We start from the raw sequence: 17,462 nt of genomic DNA on the forward strand, positions 1-17,462 counted from the left end.
CTTGCTGGCGTGGCCGATGAATTGATCGTCGACGGGGACAGAGCGCACTATAGCAAAGGATACACGGCCAAGCGAAGTGAAAGACGCTCACCCCGCAAACAAAATCCACTCAAGCTTCAGGGATGGGCAGGGCCGATGACTGGAAAGGCCGATTTTTTGCTGCCGCCCCAAAAATAGGAAATACCGCCCGTTACCTGCACATTGTTGAGGTTTGCGGCGCTGGACTTAGGGGTATTGAACAGAAGCTGATCCTGGACATCCAGACGCAAACCAAAATGATCCCCCAGGGAATATTGATAACCCAGTCCCAATACGCCCATCAACGAAGTACCGCGCCCCAGATCCTGATTGAAGCGGTTACTGGAAGCGCCCAGACCCAGAGAAACATAGGGAGTGTCCGGACTGGCAAAAGCATACACATTGCCGAGCAGTGCGCCGCTGTATTGGTTAGCGTCAGCATTGGGTGCAGCATCCTGCAAATGGGCAAAAGCTGCAGCCACCTGCGCCTCGACACCTAGGTGCGCACTGAGACGTTGCCCCAAACGCAATCCCAGCACCGCATTACCATCATGATGAGCGAGCCCACTGGCACCGCTGAAAAAAGTATTACCCCCGAAAAGGTTCACATAGGTCTGATCGTGGGCAGCAGAACCCGCAGCCCAAGCCGGAACGGCAAGAGCCAGCATGGAAACCGCCAGCAATGTACGCAAACCCCTGTTCATGACCAGACCCACCTCGGACAGGACAACACAATTCGTGAAAACCTGTTATGATAATAGTCTGTTTTCAGCAAAAATACCACACCCAACCCAACAATTTGACAAAAACCCAACAAGGAGTTGCCATGTCCACACTCGTCTGCGGATCACTGGCCTTTGATACCATTATGGTGTTTCAGGACCGTTTCAAGGCCCACATCCTGCCTGAGCAGGTACACATGTTGAATGTGTCTTTTACCGTACCGGAAATGCGTCGCGATTTTGGCGGTTGTGCCGGTAACATTGCTTACAATCTCAAGCTGCTGGGAGGAAACCCCGTCATTGCCGGCACCGCCGGTCAGGATTTCACACCCTACCTTGAGCATATCAAACAGCAGGGGCTGGATACCCATCTGATTCGCATCCTCCCTGATCATTACACGGCGCAGGCTTTTATCACCACCGATCTGGACGACAATCAGATCACCGCTTTTCATCCCGGTGCAATGTTTATGGCCCAGGAAAACCATCTGGACGGGCAAATCCCCAGCGATGTGCACTGGGCCATTGTCTCACCCGATGGTTTGGGGGCCATGATCCAGCATCTGGAGGACTTGACCCGCGCAGGCATTCCCACACTGTTTGATCCCGGACAGGGGCTGCCGCTGTTTGACGCAGCAACCCTGACCCGTCTCATTGATATGGCCGACTATCTGACGGTTAATGACTACGAATGCCAGATGGTTCAGGCCCGTACCGGCTTGAGCGTCGCGGAGTTACGCCAGCGTCTGAAAGCGCTGATCGTTACCAAAGGCGAACAGGGTTCCGTCATCTATCACGAAGACCAGGAAACCCACATTCCTGCAGCAAAACCCAGGGCCGTACTTGATCCCACCGGTTGCGGCGACGCCTATCGGGCCGGTTTGCTTTACGGCCTTGAACATAATCTGGGATGGGAAACCAGTGGCAAGATTGCCTCGTTGATGGGCGCCTACAAAATCGAAACGGCTGGCACCCAAAATCATCATTTCACTTGGAGCGAATTCAAAAAACGTTACCAGGAAAATTTTGGAAGCCAGATTGAGTAATTGATGCCGTCGCTTCAATCGGGCCGCTGACAGCGGCCCGATTGAAGGTCAACGCATCAGGTCACAATGGGCTTATCTTCTGCATCCCAGACATTGATGCCACCACCCAGGTTATACACCTCGTTAAAACCCATTTCCTGCAAAGTGACGGCAGAAAGTGCGGAACGCGTTCCGCTGTCACAATACAACACCACCACCTGATCCCGCGCCTGGGATAACACCGGGTGGCAATGCCCGTAATCCGGATCAGCAAGGGCTTCCAGATAGCCTCGGGGAACATGAATAGCGTCCGGTAGATGCCCCTCGACAAAAGCATGGGCTTCCCGCACATCCACCAGCACCAAGTCGTCGCGGGTACGCAACCAGTCTTCCAGAGTATCGCAATCCACTTCACGAATCTGACTGCGCGCACTGCGTATAAAATCCGCCAAAGATTTAGCCATGGACGACTCCTTTTCAAGAGGATGAAACGCTGACCGGAGATCTGGCCAGATATATTTTTGTCACCTCAAGATTAGCATCTTTGCCACGCTGATCTGAAATAGTGCCCATCCATGAAATATCTGCAAATTCCAACACCATAACCCCTTTCAATTCCCCATAACATCATTCTATGATGGGGGTGTCGACCATCCGCACATGAGGAGCCACATCATGCCTGCCAGACGTCCTGCGAAAATCGTCTGTGTCTTACCCCCTCTTGGTATGGATGCCAGCAGCCTGTGCTCCGATACCCGTCATTACCTGTTTCATACCTTGGGTGCAGAGGCAGAAACCGGTTCAAAAATTAATGTATATACCGCGCTATCCATGAGCCTGCGTGATCGTCTGGTAGAACGCTGGAAAAAAACCCAGCAAAAAGTGGCTGAAGAGAAGGGTAAGCGCACTTTTTACCTGTCTCTCGAATTTTTGCTGGGCCGTACCATGGGTAACACCCTGCTCAATCTCGGGCTGGAAGAAGCGGCCGAGTCAGTGCTCGAGAATGAACATCGACAATTGACAGACGTCATTGAGACAGAACCCGATGCGGGTCTGGGGAATGGCGGACTAGGTCGTCTGGCTGCCTGCTTTCTCGATAGCTGTGCGTCACTGGGGCTCCCCGTCACGGGTTATGGCATACGCTACAGTTATGGCATGTTCCGTCAGGAAATTCGGGGGGGCGAGCAAGTCGAAGAACCCGATCACTGGCTGAAAAATGGTTACCCCTGGGAACTGAAACGACCAGAACGCGTGCGTCACATTCATTTTTTTGGGCGCAGCGATGTGTATAAGGACGCTCAGGGCAAGTTACAGCATCGCTGGGTGGATACCCACGATGTCCTCGCTGTTCCCTATGACATTCCCATACCGGGTTATCGCAATGAGGTCGTCAACACCCTGCGACTGTGGCGCGCTGCCTCCACCGATATATTTGATCTCGGCGAATTCAATGCAGGGGCTTATCCCGAAGCCGTAGCGGCCAAAAATAATGCTGAACATATCAGCATGGTGCTTTACCCCAATGACAGCAGTGAAAATGGTAAGGAACTGCGTTTGCGTCAGCAGTATTTTCTGGCCTCGGCCAGTCTACAGGATGTGATGGCCGACTGGGTCGCTGTACATGGTGAAAATTTTACCCATTTTGCCGAACATCACTGTTTTCAGCTCAACGATACGCATCCCAGTTGCGCAGTACCGGAACTGATGCGCCTGTTGATGGATGAACATGGCCTGGACTGGGATAGCGCCTGGAAAATTACCAGCCACACCATGGCCTATACCAACCATACCCTGCTTCCAGAAGCTCTGGAACGCTGGCCGGTACGCCTGTTTCGCCAGCTCCTGCCGCGCCTTCTGGAAATCATTTTTGAAATCAATGGCCGTTTCCTGCAGGAAGTGGCCCGTCGGGCGCCAGGGGATAATGCCTTACTACAACGCCTGTCCATCATCGAGGAAAATGGCGAACAAATGGTCCGCATGGCCCACCTGGCGGTGGTGGGGAGCTTTTCCGTCAACGGCGTAGCCGCACTGCACACGGAACTGCTTTGCGACGAGCTATTCGCCGACTTCCACAAGCTCTGGCCCCAAAAGTTCAACAACAAAACCAATGGCGTCACGCCCCGGCGCTGGTTGCAGTGGGCCAACCCCGCCTTGCGGGAACTGCTTACCGAGCAAATTGGTCCTGACTGGAAGAACGACCTGGATCATCTCAAGGCCCTGGCCCCCTTTGCAGAAGACGCCACGTTCCGCAAACGCTGGGATGCGGTTCGCCAAATTAACAAGGCCCGCCTCGCCAAGCTGGTTTTGGAACAAACCGGTGTGCATTTTATTCCGGGTGCCATGGTTGATACCCAGGTCAAACGCATTCATGAATACAAGCGGCAACTGCTCAACGCCCTCCATGTCATTCACCTTTATGATCGCATCAAACGCGGTGAAGGCTCCGAAGTCACCCCGCGTAATGTGCTATTCGCCGGGAAAGCCGCCCCCGGTTATTTCATGGCCAAGCGGATCATCAAACTCATCAACAACATTGCCAACGTGGTCAATCATGATGCCGATACCGCCGGTCGCTTGCGGGTCTGTTTCCTGCCGGACTATCGGGTTTCCCTTATGGAACAGATTTGTGCAGCCACCGATTTGTCCGAGCAAATTTCCACGGCAGGCAAGGAAGCCTCAGGAACCGGCAACATGAAGTTCATGATGAACGGCGCACTGACGATTGGTACGCTGGATGGTGCCAATATTGAAATACGCGATGCCGTCGGGCCCGAACACTTTTTTCTGTTTGGCCTGAATGCCCAGGAAGTCAGTCAGTTAAGGGGCAACTATCATCCAGAAGTTTATTTGCAGGCCGACCACGATCTGCAGAGAGTGATGGATCTCCTGCACAGCGGGTATTTCAATGCCTTTGAACCGGGCATTTTTGATCCCATCATGCACACCCTCAATAATCCGCATGATCCCTGGATGGTACTGGCCGACTTCACCAGCTATAAGCTGAAACAACAGGAGGCAGCAGCATTGTGGCGTGACCAGACGGAATGGCAGCGTCTGAGTATTTTGAACTGTGCTGCCAGCGGTGTATTTTCCAGCGACCGCACCATTCGGGAATATAATGCCGATATCTGGCATCTCAAACCCCTGGTGATGACCCCATGACAGAATTCGCCTGATCTGCTTTAATGCGTCCTTAATTTGTATTCCTTCCCGGTTTAGAGGAAATTGATGGCCCACACACCGCGCCCCGTACTGTTGCTGATCCTGGATGGCTGGGGTTATCGCGAAGATCCTGAAAACAATGCCATTGCCCTGGCCCATACGCCTAACTGGGACGGCTGGTGGCGTAGCCATCCTCATAACCTCCTCAATGCCTCCGGGGCTTCCGTAGGGTTGCCCGGCGGACAGATGGGCAACAGTGAAGTCGGGCATATCAATATCGGGGCCGGACGGGTTGTTTACCAGGAATACGAACGCATCAACCGTGGCATCATGGACGCAAGTTTCTATAAAAACAGCGCACTTTGTGCGGCAGTTGATACGGCCAAAGCTCAGGGCGGAGCGGTCCATATCCTTGGATTACTCTCGGCGGGGGGGGTTCATTCCCACGAAGAACACCTGTTTGCCGCCCTGCGTCTGGCCCGAAGTCGGGGAGCGGAACGGGTGTACGTACATGCTTTTCTGGATGGACGCGACACCCTACCCCGCAGTGCGGAAAATTCTCTGGAAAAACTGTCAGCCGAATTGAAAACCCACGGTGGCGAACTGGCCTCGCTGATTGGTAGGTTTTATGCCATGGATCGGGATCATCGCTGGGATCGGGTACAACAAGCTTATGATTTGCTTACTCTTGGCAAAGGTACCCACTATGCCACGGGTCAGGAGGCGCTGGCCGCCGCTTATGCCCGGGGCGAAAGTGATGAATTTGTTGCCCCCTCACAAATCGGCGGCACACCCATCTGTATTAAGGATCATGACGCCGTCCTGTTCATGAACTTTCGTTCTGATCGCGCCCGGCAGATTACCCGCCCCTTCATTGAGCCCGACTTCGACGGCTTTCCCCGTCAGGCCACGCCCAAACTCGCAGATTTTGTGACACTCACTGAATATAGTGAACATTTTGACGTCCATGTGGCTTTTCCTCCGACCCGGCTCAAAAACACCTTCGGGGAATGGCTTGCCCAACACGGATTACATCAGTTACGCATTGCCGAAACAGAAAAATACGCGCATGTAACCTTCTTTCTGAATGGTGGCGACGAAACCGTTTATCCTGGCGAAGACCGGATTTTGATTCCTTCTCCCAAGGTCACCACCTACGATCTGCAGCCGGAAATGAGTGTGAACGCTCTGACGGATGCGCTGGTAGAGCAGGTGGAAAGTCGCCGATATGATGCCATCATCTGCAATATTGCCAACCCCGATATGGTTGGTCACAGCGGCAAACTCAGTGCCGCCATTGCGGCAGTAGAGGCCGTCGATCAAAGCCTCGGACGTATTGTCAGCGCCGTACGTAATGTTGGTGGAGAAGTTCTGATTACCGCAGACCATGGGAATGTTGAGCAGATGCTGGATACCGAAAGTGGTCAGGCACACACTTCGCATACCTGCAACCCGGTCCCCCTGTTGTATATTGGACGTCCTGCCGAGCTATTGTCGGGCGGTGCTCTGGAAGATCTGGCGCCAACGCTTCTGCATCTTATGGGTTTGCCCAAACCACCGGAAATGGGCGGAAAAAATCTGGTGCAGACTGCCTAAATGACCTCGAGGATTTTGCTCCGTTCGGTTACTCTGCTGATACTGACCGGATTACTCCCACTGGGAGCAGATGCCAGTTCGCTTCAGGAAAAAATCCAAAACAGTCGCGAAAAACTGGAGCATCTCCACGAGAATCTGGGGCAAATTCAGGCCCATCTGAACGCCGGTCAAAAAACCCAGGCGGAACTGCGCGACGAAATCAAAACGCTTGATCTAAAAATTGCGACGACCCGAAAAAAGCTGGCTGACATTCAGGCGCAACAACAACAAACCCAATTAAAACTGAATGAACTGAAACAAAAAATAACGGCATTGCAGGCAGAGTTGGTCCAGCAGAAAGAAATTCTGGGTAAACAATTGCGGGGGGCTTACATGCTCGGTGGGACAACCCCCCTCGCGGTCTGGCTACAAACCGAAAAGCCCGGAGAATTGGGACGGATGAGTGTTTATTACGCTTCCCTAGCCAAAGCCCGCAGCACGCTCATTGTAAAAACCCAAAATACGGCGGCACAAATCGTTCAGACACAACACCAGGTAGAGCTGAGAGAAGCGGGATTAGTGAAACTCGCCACGCAAATCCAGGCCCAGGAAAATACCCTGAACCAGCAGCGTCAGCAACATGCCACTCTCGAAAATCAGCTGACCGACCGGATCGCCAAAGACAAGGCCAAAATTGCCGAATTACAGGCTAACGCCAATATTCTTAATGGCTTGGTGAGTCGCCTGGTGGTTCAGTTCCGACACCAGGAGGCTGTTGCCGAAGCAGCGCGACGCAAGGCAGCGGCCGAAGCGGCGGCGCGTGCGGCAGCGCAGGCACGCGCCGCCGCCGAGGCAAGAGCAGCCCAACAACGCCGCCTGGCTGCGGAAAAACGTGCCGAACAACGCGCTGCAGCCGTGCAAAAAGCCGAGGAACAACAGCGTGCGGAACAAGTCCAACGTGCTGCCGAAAATGCTGCACCTCCGACTATCGAAGTTCATCCGCCGCACATTACCACGGTTCCCCGGAAACCCGTTCCGGCACCGGTCTCACCCGCGACACCTCCGCCGCCAGCACCCCAGCCTGCTCCCAGTCCGAGCATCAGCCCGCCCAGCACCCCGATCATCGGCCATGGCCGCTATCCAGCACCCGTTAACGGTCCCATTACCGCACGCTATGGCAGTCCGCGTGTAACCGGCGGTCTCGACTGGCAGGGTATTACTTTTCAGGCGGCGCAAGGAACACCGGTTCGCGCCATTGCTCCCGGCATGGTACTTTATGCTGGCCCGCTCAGAGGTTACGGACAAATTGTAATTGTTCAGATTGGTCATAGCCTGCTCAGCATCTATGGACATCTGGGTTCCACCGATGCCCATGTCGGCGAACAAATCGCAGCAGGGCATCAGGTAGGCACGGTAGGCAGTGGCGGTGAACTGGGTAATGACGGACTTTACTTTGAAATTCGCAACGCCGGTCATCCCGTCAATCCTCTGGATTACATTCACAACTGAATTTCATCCGGATCCTCCGATTCCTGGAAACCGGACGCATGCTTTTTGGAGAAATACATTATGATCCCACTCAATCGCATCCTGCCGCGCCCAGCTGGCACATGGCTCAAGCTCAGTGTTGTGTTGATGCTGGGCCTGGGCAGCAGTTACGCGGGTAGTGCTTACGCAGATGCGGATCAGAACCACATCCCCCTGGAACAAATCCAGACCCTCAGTCAGGTCTTTGAAATCGTCAAATCCAATTATGTGGACCCTACTTCTGACAAAAAATTAATGACCGGTGCCATCAGTGGCATGGTCAGCGCCCTCGACCCGCACTCCGCTTACCTGACGCCCAAAGAATTCAAGGAGATGCAGGTGGTCACCGATGGCAAGTTTGGTGGCCTCGGCATTGAAGTGACCGGAGATCATGGTGTGCTTAAGGTCGTCGCTCCTATTGATGGCACTCCTGCCGCCAAAGCTGGCGTCGAACCCGGAGACCTGATTGTCAAAATTGACGGCAAGGCACTGCAGGGTATTGGTCTGCAAAAAACCGTGGACATGATGCGCGGCAAACCGGGCACTCAGGTCACCCTGACCATTTTGCGTCCGCATCAGAATCAGCCCATCCACTTGACCCTTACCCGCGCCATTATCAAGGTTCAGAGTGTACGCTCCGCCATGCTGGCACCGGATTATGGCTATATTCGCATCAGTCAGTTCCAGGAAAACACCGGTCGGAAAACGCGCCAGGCCGTGGAGCAACTGGAAAAAGCCGCTCATGGACACCTGAAAGGTCTGATTCTGGATTTACGTAATAATCCCGGTGGGGTCCTTGGCGCCGGTGTAGAAACCGCAGATACCTTTTTAAACAAGGGACTGATTGTTTACACCAAAGGGCGAACCCCCGACAGCGACATGCGCTTTACGGCACATGGCCCGGATTATCTTCACGGCGCGCCCATGATCGTCTTGATCAATGGCGGCTCTGCTTCGGCTGCCGAAATTGTCACTGGTGCACTCAAGGACGACCACCGTGCCCTCGTCATGGGGCAGCGCAGTTTTGGTAAAGGTTCTGTCCAGACCGTCATCCCCCTGAGTAATGGTGGCGCACTCAAACTGACCACCGCTCTGTACTACACGCCGGCGGGTTGCTCCATTCAAAGTCAGGGCATTGTGCCCAATGTGGAAATTCAGCCTGCCAATCCCCAGCTGCGAGCGATGGATGAAGATCTGCTCAAGGAATCGGAATTACAGGGCGTTCTCAAAGCTCCCGACACTTGCAGCAAGGTAAAACCGCAGTACACTATTACGGCACCGGCCAACAAGCCCGCCCTCGTCACAGCAAAAACCAGTGGTGGCTCTGCTTCGGAAGAGGCCATGGAGGCTGCCAGCATCCTCAAACCGAATCTGGGAAAAGATTATGTTTTGCGCGAGGCTTTGGCAATTCTCGAAAAACAGGCAGTACCTGTTGATGAAAATGGTCATAGCGTTCAGGAAGTGATTCCCTTGTCTGTTGCCTCTGGCCAATAAATTTGAATCGGGATAAATCCCATGAAAATGCGGTCAAAGCACCGTGGTTTCTGAAATGAGCGGATTTGGTAATCATGCACTTAGGTAAAAATTACGAGGTTGCTGTCTAATGTCTTCAGCCATTCACGTACTCATACCGGTCGCCGACGGCTTTGAAGATATGGAAGTCGTTATTTGTAGTGACATTCTGCGCCGTGCCGGATGTCAGGTGACGATCGTCGCGTTGCGCCCGGGGCCGGTCACCGGTGGTCGCGGCCTCTGCCTGATCCCCGACACCACCTGGGATGAGCTGGCCGCTACCGAGGTGGACGTGATTGTGCTTCCCGGAGGAGCAGCCGGCGTTGAAAACCTCGAAAAACACAGCCCTCTTCGGGAGTTGCTGCTTCAGCGGAAACAGCAGGGGAAACTGATTGCGGCCATTTGTGCGGCACCGGGTTTGCTGGCCCGCCAACACTTGTTGGAAAACCGCCATGTAACGGCCTACCCGGGAGTGCTGGATCCGCTCAGCAAGGAATATCATTATGAAAGTTCTGCCGTAGTCGTTGATGGTCCACTAATCAGTTCACGTGGTCCCGGTACGGCTATGGACTTTGCCCTTACCTTGGTGGAACTCCTTCTGGGTCCTGAAAAAAGACAGGAAACAGAAATTCCACTGCAACGTAGTTCCTGCTAACACTTCCCCTTTGTCTGTGACTATGGATAATAGGGGAGCATTACTTAACCTGAAGGAAAATTTATGAAACTTCGCGCGGTCATTCTTGCTGCCACTCTCAGCGCTTTTGCAGTACCTGCTTTTGCTGCTCCTGTAGCCACTGTCAACGGTACCCCCATCGACAATAGTGAAGTCCAGGCCATCATGTCCATGAGTCCGGCGCTGGCCAAAGAGCCCAATGCCCACGAGCAGGTCGTGCAGAATCTGGTCAACATGGAAGTCCTGTCCCAGTATGCCACCAGCCATAACCTGGCTCAGTCTCCTGATGTCAAAGAACGACTGGCTATGGCCAAGCGCCAGATATTGGCAGATGCCGCTGTAGACCAATATGTTCAGGAGCATCCAGTTCCCGAATCCGATATTCAGGCGGCGTACAACAAATTTGTGCAGGCCATGGGCAAAAAAGAATACGAAGTCCGGCATATTCTGGTCAAAACCAAGGCAGAAGCCGACAAGATCATGGCTGAACTCAAGGCTGGCAAGAAATTTTCAACCTTGGCAGAAAAAGACTCCATCGACAAGGCCAGTGCAGCCCATGGCGGCGAACTCGGCTGGATTGTTCCTGGTATGGTGGTACCGCCTTTCGCCCAGGCTATCGAAACCGCGCCGATTGACAAGCCTGTAGGTCCGGTACAGACCCAGTTCGGCTACCATGTCATTGAAGTACAGGCGACGCGTGCTTTGACCCCGCCGCCTTTGAGTGCCATGAAGGATCGCATCAAGGCCCAGCTTTCCCAGCAGGAAGCCGCCAAGTTCGTATCCCAGCTGCGTAGTCAGGCGAAAATCAACATTACCAAGTAATTGCAGCAGTTTTGCATCTGCTGGCGCCGGGATTTTCCCGGCGCTTTTTTTTGTCGGTGCCCGCCCCATATCCAATCGAGCCTGAGCTGTTTGTTTAAGCGGTTTCGCCTTGCCAGCGGTCGGGGCAGACGCCACAATGGAGGCAGACAAAGTAAATCATGGAGCTTGGGAAATGAGTAAAACGCAGCATCGCCGCAGTACGATCCTGGAGCGTGATCCGAAGACGGAAGAGCCGAGGATGTACAAGGTATTGCTGATGAATGATGACTTCACGCCGATGGATTATGTCGTGCATGTTCTTGAAGCCTATTTCCATAAACCTCATGAGGAAGCCGTTGCGGTGATGATGTCCGTACATCATCAAGGTAAGGGTCTCTGCGGTATATTCCCTTATGATCTGGCCGAAACCAAGGTCGCACTGGTCACGGCAGATGCCCGGCAACACCAGCACCCACTCCGCTGCATCATGGAAAAGGAGTAATCCCGATGATTGACAAGGCCTTGGAAAAATCCATCAACCAGGCATTTCAGATTGCCCGTCAATACGGTCATGAGTATGCGTCTGTAGAACATTTGCTGCTGGCTCTGCTGGACAACCCAGAAGGGCTGGATGTACTCAAGGCCTGTGGCGGGAATGCCGAGCATCTATCCATGGAATTGCAAAACTTTCTGGAGCGCAAGGTGCCCGCCATGGGCCCCGCCGGAACCGTCAACACCCAGCCCTCCGTAGGGTTTCAGCGGGTCATTCAGCGCGCCCTCTACCATGTCCAATCCGCAGGCAAGGATGCCGTTTCCGGGGCCAATGTTATTGTCGCCATGTTTGCCGAGCGCGAATCTCATGCGGTTTACTTCTTGCAGAAAGAACACGTTACCCGACTTGACGTTGTCAACTATCTGGCGCACGGAATGCGCAAGGATGAAGCCATGGACGAGGAAGAAGAAGAAGTCGAAGGGAGTACCGAAAAAAAGGGCAACAGCAAGGACCCTCTGCAGGCTTATGCACGCAATCTCAATGCTCTGGCCCGTGCCGGACGCCTGGACCCGCTGATCGGGCGTCAGGAGGAAGTCATCAGAGCCCTGCAGGTATTGGCGCGTCGCCGCAAAAACAATCCCTTGTTTGTCGGCGAACCGGGGGTTGGCAAGACGGCTATTGTGGAAGGCATTGCCAGAGCCATTGTCGCCGGGAAAGTGCCGGAAATGCTGGAGAATGTCACGATTTACGCGCTGGATCTGGGTGCCCTGATTGCCGGATCCCGCTATCGGGGAGACTTTGAGGAACGCCTCAAGGCGGTTTTGAAAGCGCTGCGCAAACAGCCGGGCAGCATTCTCTTCATTGATGAAATTCACACTCTGATTGGTGCCGGAGCAGCCTCTGGAGGCGCCATGGATGCTTCCAACCTGCTCAAGCCGGCGTTGGCCTCCGGCGAGCTCAAATGCATTGGCGCCACTACTTATCAGGAGTTCCGCCAGCATTTCGAGAAAGACCGGGCGCTTACCCGGCGCTTCCAGAAAATTGATGTTCCGGAGCCCTCTCAGGAAGAATCTGTGCAAATACTACGCGGACTGAAAGGCCAGTTTGAGCAGCACCACAATCTCCGCTACACCGACACGGCGCTGCGGGCAGCAGTGGAGCTTTCGGTCAAGCATATTCATGATCGCCACTTGCCTGACAAAGCCATTGATCTGATTGACGAAGTGGGTGCGGCTCAGGCATTACTGCCTCCCTCGCGGCGGAAAAAAAGCATTGGCGTCCACGACATTGAAGAAATGGTGGCCCGCGTAGCGCGCATTCCCGGCAAAAATGTTTCTTTAGATGATCGTCAGGCGCTGAAAAATCTGGAAAGAGATCTGGGTCTGGTCATCTACGGACAGGCAAAAGCCATTCATGAGCTTTCCGCAGCCATCAAAATGGCCCGGGCCGGACTCCGGCATCACGAAAAACCGGTGGGCACATTCCTGTTTTCCGGACCCACTGGCGTGGGCAAAACCGAACTCAGCCGCCAGTTGTCCAGCCTGCTGGGAATCCCGTTGTTGCGCTTCGATATGAGTGAATACATGGAGCGCCATACGGTATCCCGTCTCATTGGCGCGCCTCCGGGTTATGTGGGGCATGATCAGGCCGGCCAACTGACGGAAGCGGTCAGTCGTAACCCTCATTCCGTGCTACTGCTCGACGAAATTGAAAAAGCCCATCCGGATATTTTCAATGTATTGCTGCAAGTCATGGACCACGGCAAGCTGACTGATGCCGGCGGTCGTTCGGTGGATTTCCGCAATGTCGTCCTGATCATGACCACCAATGCCGGCGCCGAGACCCGAAACAAGGCCAGCATTGGCTTCATGAAGCCCGCAGAACTGGAAGGTGGTCAGGAAATGGAAACCATCCGGCGGGTATTTTCACCGGAATTCCGAAATCGTCTGGATGCGGTTGTGCCCTTCAGCGCCCTGTCTCGGGACACTATTCTCCATGTGGTCGACAAATTCATCATGGAACTGGATGAGCAACTCCTCAGCAAGGGATACAGTCTCGAAATCAGTCCTGAACTCCGGCAATGGCTGGGCGATAAAGGCTATGATCCGCAAATGGGCGCACGGCCCATGGCGCGCGTCATTCAGGAACACCTGAAAAAGCCTCTGGCCGAGCATATTCTTTTTGGAGATCTGCCCAAGGGCACCCGGATCAGCGCCACACTGGAAGATGGTGCAGTGAAGTTGCGGATTCCCGAAGCGGTGACCCAGGAATGAACCTGAAAACAGCAGAGGGTCCGGCGGCTTTGCCGCAATTTTGGCTCGTGCCGTTAGCACAGAAAGCCTCCGGGCCCTCTGCCAAATTCTGGATACTTCGATAAATCATGAGCACTTACGGCTTTCATTTTGACAATAGCTACGCCCGTGAACTCGAGGGATTTTTCGCCCCCTGGCAAGCGGCAATGGTGCCCTCCCCCCATATGTTGCTTTTCAACCATGCTCTGGCGACGCAACTGGGACTGGACGCTGCCGCCCTGGACAGTGACCAGGGCGCTGCTATTTTTTCCGGCAATGAAATTCCGCAGGGTGCGCAGCCTTTGGCCCAGGCTTATGCCGGGCATCAGTTTGGCAATCTATCCCCGCAATTGGGAGATGGTCGAGCCTTGTTGCTGGGTGAACTACTCGACCCGAACGGTCAACGTTGGGACCTCCAGCTCAAAGGCTCCGGACGCACCCCTTTTTCGCGCGGTGGGGACGGCAAAGCGGCCATTGGCCCCGTACTCCGGGAATACCTCATGGGTGAAGCCATGGCCGCCCTCGGCATACCTACTACCCGCGCACTGGCGGCCGTCAGCACCGGGGAAATCATTCATCGCGACATGCCGCTGCCCGGTGCCATTCTGGCGCGCATTGCGGCCAGTCATATTCGCGTCGGTACTTTTCAGTTTTTTGCGATTCGTAATGATCAGGAAAAAGTCCGGCAACTGGCCGATTACACGATTGCCCGTCATTATCCTGCAGTACAAAGCGTTACCAATCCCTATCTCGCCCTGTTTAATGCCGTCGCCGACCGGCAGGCGGCGCTGCTTGCCCGGTGGATGCTGGTGGGATTCATCCATGGCGTCATGAACACCGACAACATGAGCATTGCCGGAGAGACCATTGATTACGGTCCCTGCGCTTTCATGGACCGCTACGACCCTGCCACCGTATTCAGCTCTATCGACAGTCAGGGACGCTATGCCTACGGCAATCAACCGCTGATCGCCCAGTGGAATCTGACCCGTTTTGCGGAAACTCTGGTCGAACTGGTTGATCCTGACAGCGAAGCCGCCATTCGCCAGCTGACCGCAGCCATCAACCATTTCCCGAAAGTTTATGCAGCTTACTGGCTACAGGGTATGCGCGCCAAACTGGGCCTGCACACAGAGGAAGAACAGGACCAGGAATTGGCCCAGGACTTTCTGACGACGCTGGAAGGTCAATCCGTGGATTATACCCGGGCATTCCGAAGCCTGTCGGCTGTAGTCTTGGGGAACCCTGCGGCGTTGCGCAGCCAGTTTGACGACGCCGCAACTGTGGATACCTGTTTGCAACGCTGGCAGGAACGTCTGGCGCGGGACCCCATGCCGCCTGAGCAAAGGGCGTTAAAAATGGATCGGGTGAATCCCATCTATATCCCGCGCAATCATAAAGTGGAAGAAGCCCTGAATGCAGCCACCCAAAACCGCGATCTCGGTCTTTTCCGCCAGCTGCTCGAAGTCCTCGCCGAGCCCTTTACTGAACGCCCCGGTCTGGAAAGCTACGCGCAGCCCGCACCCGAAAGCTTCGGAGTTTACAAAACCTTCTGTGGCACCTGAGTGCTGAGAAAATCCAGAACGCGCTGAACCTGTGCGTGGATTTGCTCATAAGCGTCTGAAGGAGCATCCAGCATCTGCTCCACACTCTGAATAGTAGGCTGATCGGGAATAATTTCATCCGCACAGTGCCGGATCAGGGCATCAATGCTGAACGCCGTACTTTCCAGGTGGAATTGTAATCCTATGATTTGATTTCCTATCTGAAAAGCCTGATTCTCACAGGCGGCGCTATGGGCCAGACGGGTCGCTCCAGGCGGCAAATCAAAAGTCTCGCCATGCCAATGGAAAGCCTGTATTTGCCGGGGAAATTGAAAATGATCGGCGTCAGATACTTCCGCATATACGGGAAACCAGCCAATCTCCTTCTGCTTGCCCGGAACAACCTGCGCCCCGCAGACATTAGCAACAAGCTGCGCACCCAGACAAATGCCCAGAATCGGCAAATCCGCTGCTATGGTTTCACCAATAAAGCGTTTTTCCGCAGACAACCAGGGATAAGTCGCTTCATCGTGAATACTCATTGGACCACCGAGAATAATCAGTAAATCAAACTCTGTGGTTGCTGGCAATGCGCTATTTTCATAAAAGCGCGTCCAGGACACTCTGGCTTTGCGGTCCTCAAGCCAGGTTTCCATACTACCCAGTCCTTCAAAAGCCACATGCTGGAGAACATGAACGCGCATCGCTGAAAATCCTCCTAAGATATTTCTCCCGACCCTTGAGATTATGCCCTGAATGGGGAGGATTCAACTGAAAATGTTTTTGATTGAATTAAAAACATAAGCCCCGTCAAATCCGGATGAACCTGACGGGGCCATGACTACAACACTTAGCAGCCCTTATTTTTTAGGGGCTTTAGCCATCCGTAAGTAGGGCAGCTTGATATTGATATCGCCAAACTTGTCTTTGGCCTGTTCATCATTGAGGGACAGCGCCACGATCACATCCTGACCAGGTACCCAGTTGGCCGGGGTGGCAATCGGTACCCCATCGGTAATCTGAATGGCATCCAGAGCCCGCAGAATTTCCGCAAAGTTGCGGCCTACTGACATGGGGTAGAGCATGGTGAGCCGTATTTTCTTGTCGGGTCCGATGATAAATACCGAGCGAACCGTTGCCGTATTGGCTGCCGTCCGGCTGTCCGGAAGATAGGCATCCGCAGGGAGCATGTCGTAGAGCTTGGAAACGTGCAGAGAAGTGTCATCGATAATCGGGAAATCGGCAGGTGCGCCCGCAAAGGCTTCAATATCCCGCTTCCACTTTTTGTGCTCTTCCACATTGTCCACAGAGACGCCCATGACCTTAGTGTTGCGTTTGGCGAATTCGGGAGCCAGTTGGGCTACCGCACCAAATTCGGTGGTGCAAACCGGGGTGAAGTCACGCGGGTGGGAGAAGAGAATGGCGTAGCTATCGCCAATCCACTCATGGAGATTAATCTTTCCGGCTGTGGAGTCAACGGTAAAATCTGGAGCAACATCATTAATACGAATCGTCATCTGAGTCATCCTCTCTATATAACCAACGAAGCAACGGGTCAGGAACTGCTCAACTTCACTACGAGAGTCAGTATCCCATATCCGATTTAGACTGTCAACATATATTTTATTAGTTAAATATTAGACAAATTATAAATTATTCGCTTAAGCACTACGCCAGTAGGGGGCCAATAACAGAGCCTCTGGCACCAGCGTCTTGATGGCGGCAGGAATTTCGAGGGTTAGACCGGGGCGAGGGCGTATACTCACCCAGAGCAAATTGGTGCGCATGTTCATATCTGCAAATACCACCCAGGCACCATAATGTTTGAGTACTGCATTGATAATACGCAAGGTATGCTGCTGACGCAGGCCGCTACGATCCCGTAATCCGGGGATAAGCATACGAAAATCAGCGAGAAGATGACCGTTTTCGTCACGACTGGGAACCCTTCGCCAGAGCGGCTCGTCAGGGTGCAGGGCGGCATGAAAGGAGTTTTTCAGGCCTTTTTGTTGCGGTTGCCGGGATACTGGCGGTGCTGCAGACATGGGGTTGTCTCCTGCATGTGCGAGTCACCCCCCTAGTCTGCCTGCTCTGCCTGGGGGCGGCAAGCCCCGGCAGA

At 53.9% G+C, this 17,462-nt stretch carries 15 protein-coding genes; 10 read left to right on the forward strand and 5 right to left on the reverse strand.

All coding sequences use genetic code 11. The features are described from left to right. Positions 1-116: 116 nt before the first annotated feature. Positions 117-722 (reverse strand): outer membrane beta-barrel protein, encoded by a 606-nt coding sequence (locus tag BLW97_RS11700; RefSeq protein ID WP_075323234.1) that lies wholly within the window; start codon positions 720-722, stop codon positions 117-119. Between the two features lie 122 nt (positions 723-844). Here BLW97_RS11700 and BLW97_RS11705 point away from each other — a divergent pair, with 122 nt between their 5' ends. After that, positions 845-1,786: a carbohydrate kinase family protein gene (locus BLW97_RS11705; protein WP_024894812.1), complete on the forward strand. Its 942-nt coding sequence runs from the start codon at positions 845-847 to the stop codon at positions 1,784-1,786. 56 nt (positions 1,787-1,842) lie between these two features. On the opposite strand, the gene BLW97_RS11710 is transcribed toward BLW97_RS11705, so the two are convergent. Further along, positions 1,843-2,229 carry a rhodanese-like domain-containing selenoprotein gene (locus BLW97_RS11710; RefSeq protein WP_010641172.1) on the reverse strand — a complete coding sequence of 129 codons (387 nt, stop codon included), beginning with the start codon at positions 2,227-2,229 and terminating at the stop codon, positions 1,843-1,845. A gap of 211 nt (positions 2,230-2,440) precedes the next feature. On the opposite strand from BLW97_RS11710, the gene BLW97_RS11715 reads away from it, so the two are divergent. The 9 genes from BLW97_RS11715 (at position 2,441) to BLW97_RS11755 (ending at position 15,364) form a co-directional block, all read left to right on the forward strand. After that, positions 2,441-4,927, forward strand: coding sequence for a glycogen/starch/alpha-glucan phosphorylase (locus BLW97_RS11715; RefSeq protein ID WP_010641170.1), 2,487 nt, complete (start codon positions 2,441-2,443; stop codon positions 4,925-4,927). A 66-nt stretch (positions 4,928-4,993) separates the two neighbouring features. Next, positions 4,994-6,523 (forward strand): 2,3-bisphosphoglycerate-independent phosphoglycerate mutase, encoded by a 1,530-nt coding sequence (gene gpmI / locus BLW97_RS11720; protein ID WP_010641168.1) that lies wholly within the window; start codon positions 4,994-4,996, stop codon positions 6,521-6,523. Then, positions 6,524-8,011: a murein hydrolase activator EnvC family protein gene (locus tag BLW97_RS11725; protein ID WP_075323235.1), complete on the forward strand. Its 1,488-nt coding sequence runs from the start codon at positions 6,524-6,526 to the stop codon at positions 8,009-8,011. A gap of 60 nt (positions 8,012-8,071) precedes the next feature. Beyond that, entirely contained in the window at positions 8,072-9,523 is a 1,452-nt protein-coding gene (locus BLW97_RS11730) for a S41 family peptidase (RefSeq protein WP_143214879.1), read from the forward strand. A gap of 109 nt (positions 9,524-9,632) precedes the next feature. Then, positions 9,633-10,196 carry a DJ-1 family glyoxalase III gene (locus tag BLW97_RS11735; protein ID WP_035218802.1) on the forward strand — a complete coding sequence of 188 codons (564 nt, stop codon included), beginning with the start codon at positions 9,633-9,635 and terminating at the stop codon, positions 10,194-10,196. Positions 10,197-10,259: 63 nt separating this feature from the next. Further along, positions 10,260-11,036 carry a peptidylprolyl isomerase gene (locus BLW97_RS11740; protein WP_024894842.1) on the forward strand — a complete coding sequence of 259 codons (777 nt, stop codon included), beginning with the start codon at positions 10,260-10,262 and terminating at the stop codon, positions 11,034-11,036. Between the two features lie 172 nt (positions 11,037-11,208). Continuing rightward, on the forward strand, positions 11,209-11,517 hold the full coding sequence (gene clpS, locus BLW97_RS11745) for an ATP-dependent Clp protease adapter ClpS (protein WP_010642909.1): 309 nt from the start codon (positions 11,209-11,211) through the stop codon (positions 11,515-11,517). 5 nt (positions 11,518-11,522) lie between these two features. After that, a complete protein-coding gene (gene clpA, locus BLW97_RS11750) occupies positions 11,523-13,781 on the forward strand; it encodes an ATP-dependent Clp protease ATP-binding subunit ClpA (RefSeq protein ID WP_075323236.1) in 2,259 nt (752 codons plus the stop codon). A 107-nt stretch (positions 13,782-13,888) separates the two neighbouring features. Further along, positions 13,889-15,364, forward strand: a complete 1,476-nt coding sequence (locus tag BLW97_RS11755) for a protein adenylyltransferase SelO (RefSeq protein ID WP_075323237.1) — start codon at positions 13,889-13,891, stop codon at positions 15,362-15,364. On the opposite strand, the gene BLW97_RS11760 is transcribed toward BLW97_RS11755, so the two are convergent. From BLW97_RS11760 to BLW97_RS11770, 3 genes are all read right to left on the reverse strand, one after another. Beyond that, positions 15,340-16,047 (reverse strand): type 1 glutamine amidotransferase, encoded by a 708-nt coding sequence (locus BLW97_RS11760; protein ID WP_031575719.1) that lies wholly within the window; start codon positions 16,045-16,047, stop codon positions 15,340-15,342. The two genes, BLW97_RS11755 and BLW97_RS11760, sit on opposite strands and share 25 nt — an antisense overlap. 156 nt (positions 16,048-16,203) lie before the next feature. Then, positions 16,204-16,860: a peroxiredoxin gene (locus BLW97_RS11765; protein WP_024894838.1), complete on the reverse strand. Its 657-nt coding sequence runs from the start codon at positions 16,858-16,860 to the stop codon at positions 16,204-16,206. Positions 16,861-17,004: 144 nt separating this feature from the next. Next, complete coding sequence (locus BLW97_RS11770; RefSeq protein WP_024894837.1) at positions 17,005-17,388, reverse strand: hypothetical protein; 384 nt, start codon at positions 17,386-17,388, stop codon at positions 17,005-17,007. Positions 17,389-17,462 lie beyond the last annotated feature (74 nt).

The sequence above is a fragment of the Acidithiobacillus albertensis genome, from assembly GCF_001931655.1.
In the GTDB taxonomy this organism is placed as follows: Bacteria; Pseudomonadota; Gammaproteobacteria; order Acidithiobacillales; family Acidithiobacillaceae; genus Acidithiobacillus; species Acidithiobacillus thiooxidans.

What these genes read in the sequence shown, in the direction of transcription:
- BLW97_RS11700 (WP_075323234.1), bottom strand. Translation starts at nt 722, where the DNA reads ATGAACAGGGGTTTGCGTACATTGCTGGCGGTTTCCATGCTGGCTCTT.
- BLW97_RS11705 (WP_024894812.1), top strand. Translation starts at nt 845, where the DNA reads ATGTCCACACTCGTCTGCGGATCACTGGCCTTTGATACCATTATGGTG.
- BLW97_RS11710 (WP_010641172.1), bottom strand. Translation starts at nt 2,229, where the DNA reads ATGGCTAAATCTTTGGCGGATTTTATACGCAGTGCGCGCAGTCAGATT.
- BLW97_RS11715 (WP_010641170.1), top strand. Translation starts at nt 2,441, where the DNA reads ATGCCTGCCAGACGTCCTGCGAAAATCGTCTGTGTCTTACCCCCTCTT.
- gpmI (WP_010641168.1), top strand. Translation starts at nt 4,994, where the DNA reads ATGGCCCACACACCGCGCCCCGTACTGTTGCTGATCCTGGATGGCTGG.
- BLW97_RS11725 (WP_075323235.1), top strand. Translation starts at nt 6,524, where the DNA reads ATGACCTCGAGGATTTTGCTCCGTTCGGTTACTCTGCTGATACTGACC.
- BLW97_RS11730 (WP_143214879.1), top strand. Translation starts at nt 8,072, where the DNA reads ATGATCCCACTCAATCGCATCCTGCCGCGCCCAGCTGGCACATGGCTC.
- BLW97_RS11735 (WP_035218802.1), top strand. Translation starts at nt 9,633, where the DNA reads ATGTCTTCAGCCATTCACGTACTCATACCGGTCGCCGACGGCTTTGAA.
- BLW97_RS11740 (WP_024894842.1), top strand. Translation starts at nt 10,260, where the DNA reads ATGAAACTTCGCGCGGTCATTCTTGCTGCCACTCTCAGCGCTTTTGCA.
- clpS (WP_010642909.1), top strand. Translation starts at nt 11,209, where the DNA reads ATGAGTAAAACGCAGCATCGCCGCAGTACGATCCTGGAGCGTGATCCG.
- clpA (WP_075323236.1), top strand. Translation starts at nt 11,523, where the DNA reads ATGATTGACAAGGCCTTGGAAAAATCCATCAACCAGGCATTTCAGATT.
- BLW97_RS11755 (WP_075323237.1), top strand. Translation starts at nt 13,889, where the DNA reads ATGAGCACTTACGGCTTTCATTTTGACAATAGCTACGCCCGTGAACTC.
- BLW97_RS11760 (WP_031575719.1), bottom strand. Translation starts at nt 16,047, where the DNA reads ATGCGCGTTCATGTTCTCCAGCATGTGGCTTTTGAAGGACTGGGTAGT.
- BLW97_RS11765 (WP_024894838.1), bottom strand. Translation starts at nt 16,860, where the DNA reads ATGACGATTCGTATTAATGATGTTGCTCCAGATTTTACCGTTGACTCC.
- BLW97_RS11770 (WP_024894837.1), bottom strand. Translation starts at nt 17,388, where the DNA reads ATGTCTGCAGCACCGCCAGTATCCCGGCAACCGCAACAAAAAGGCCTG.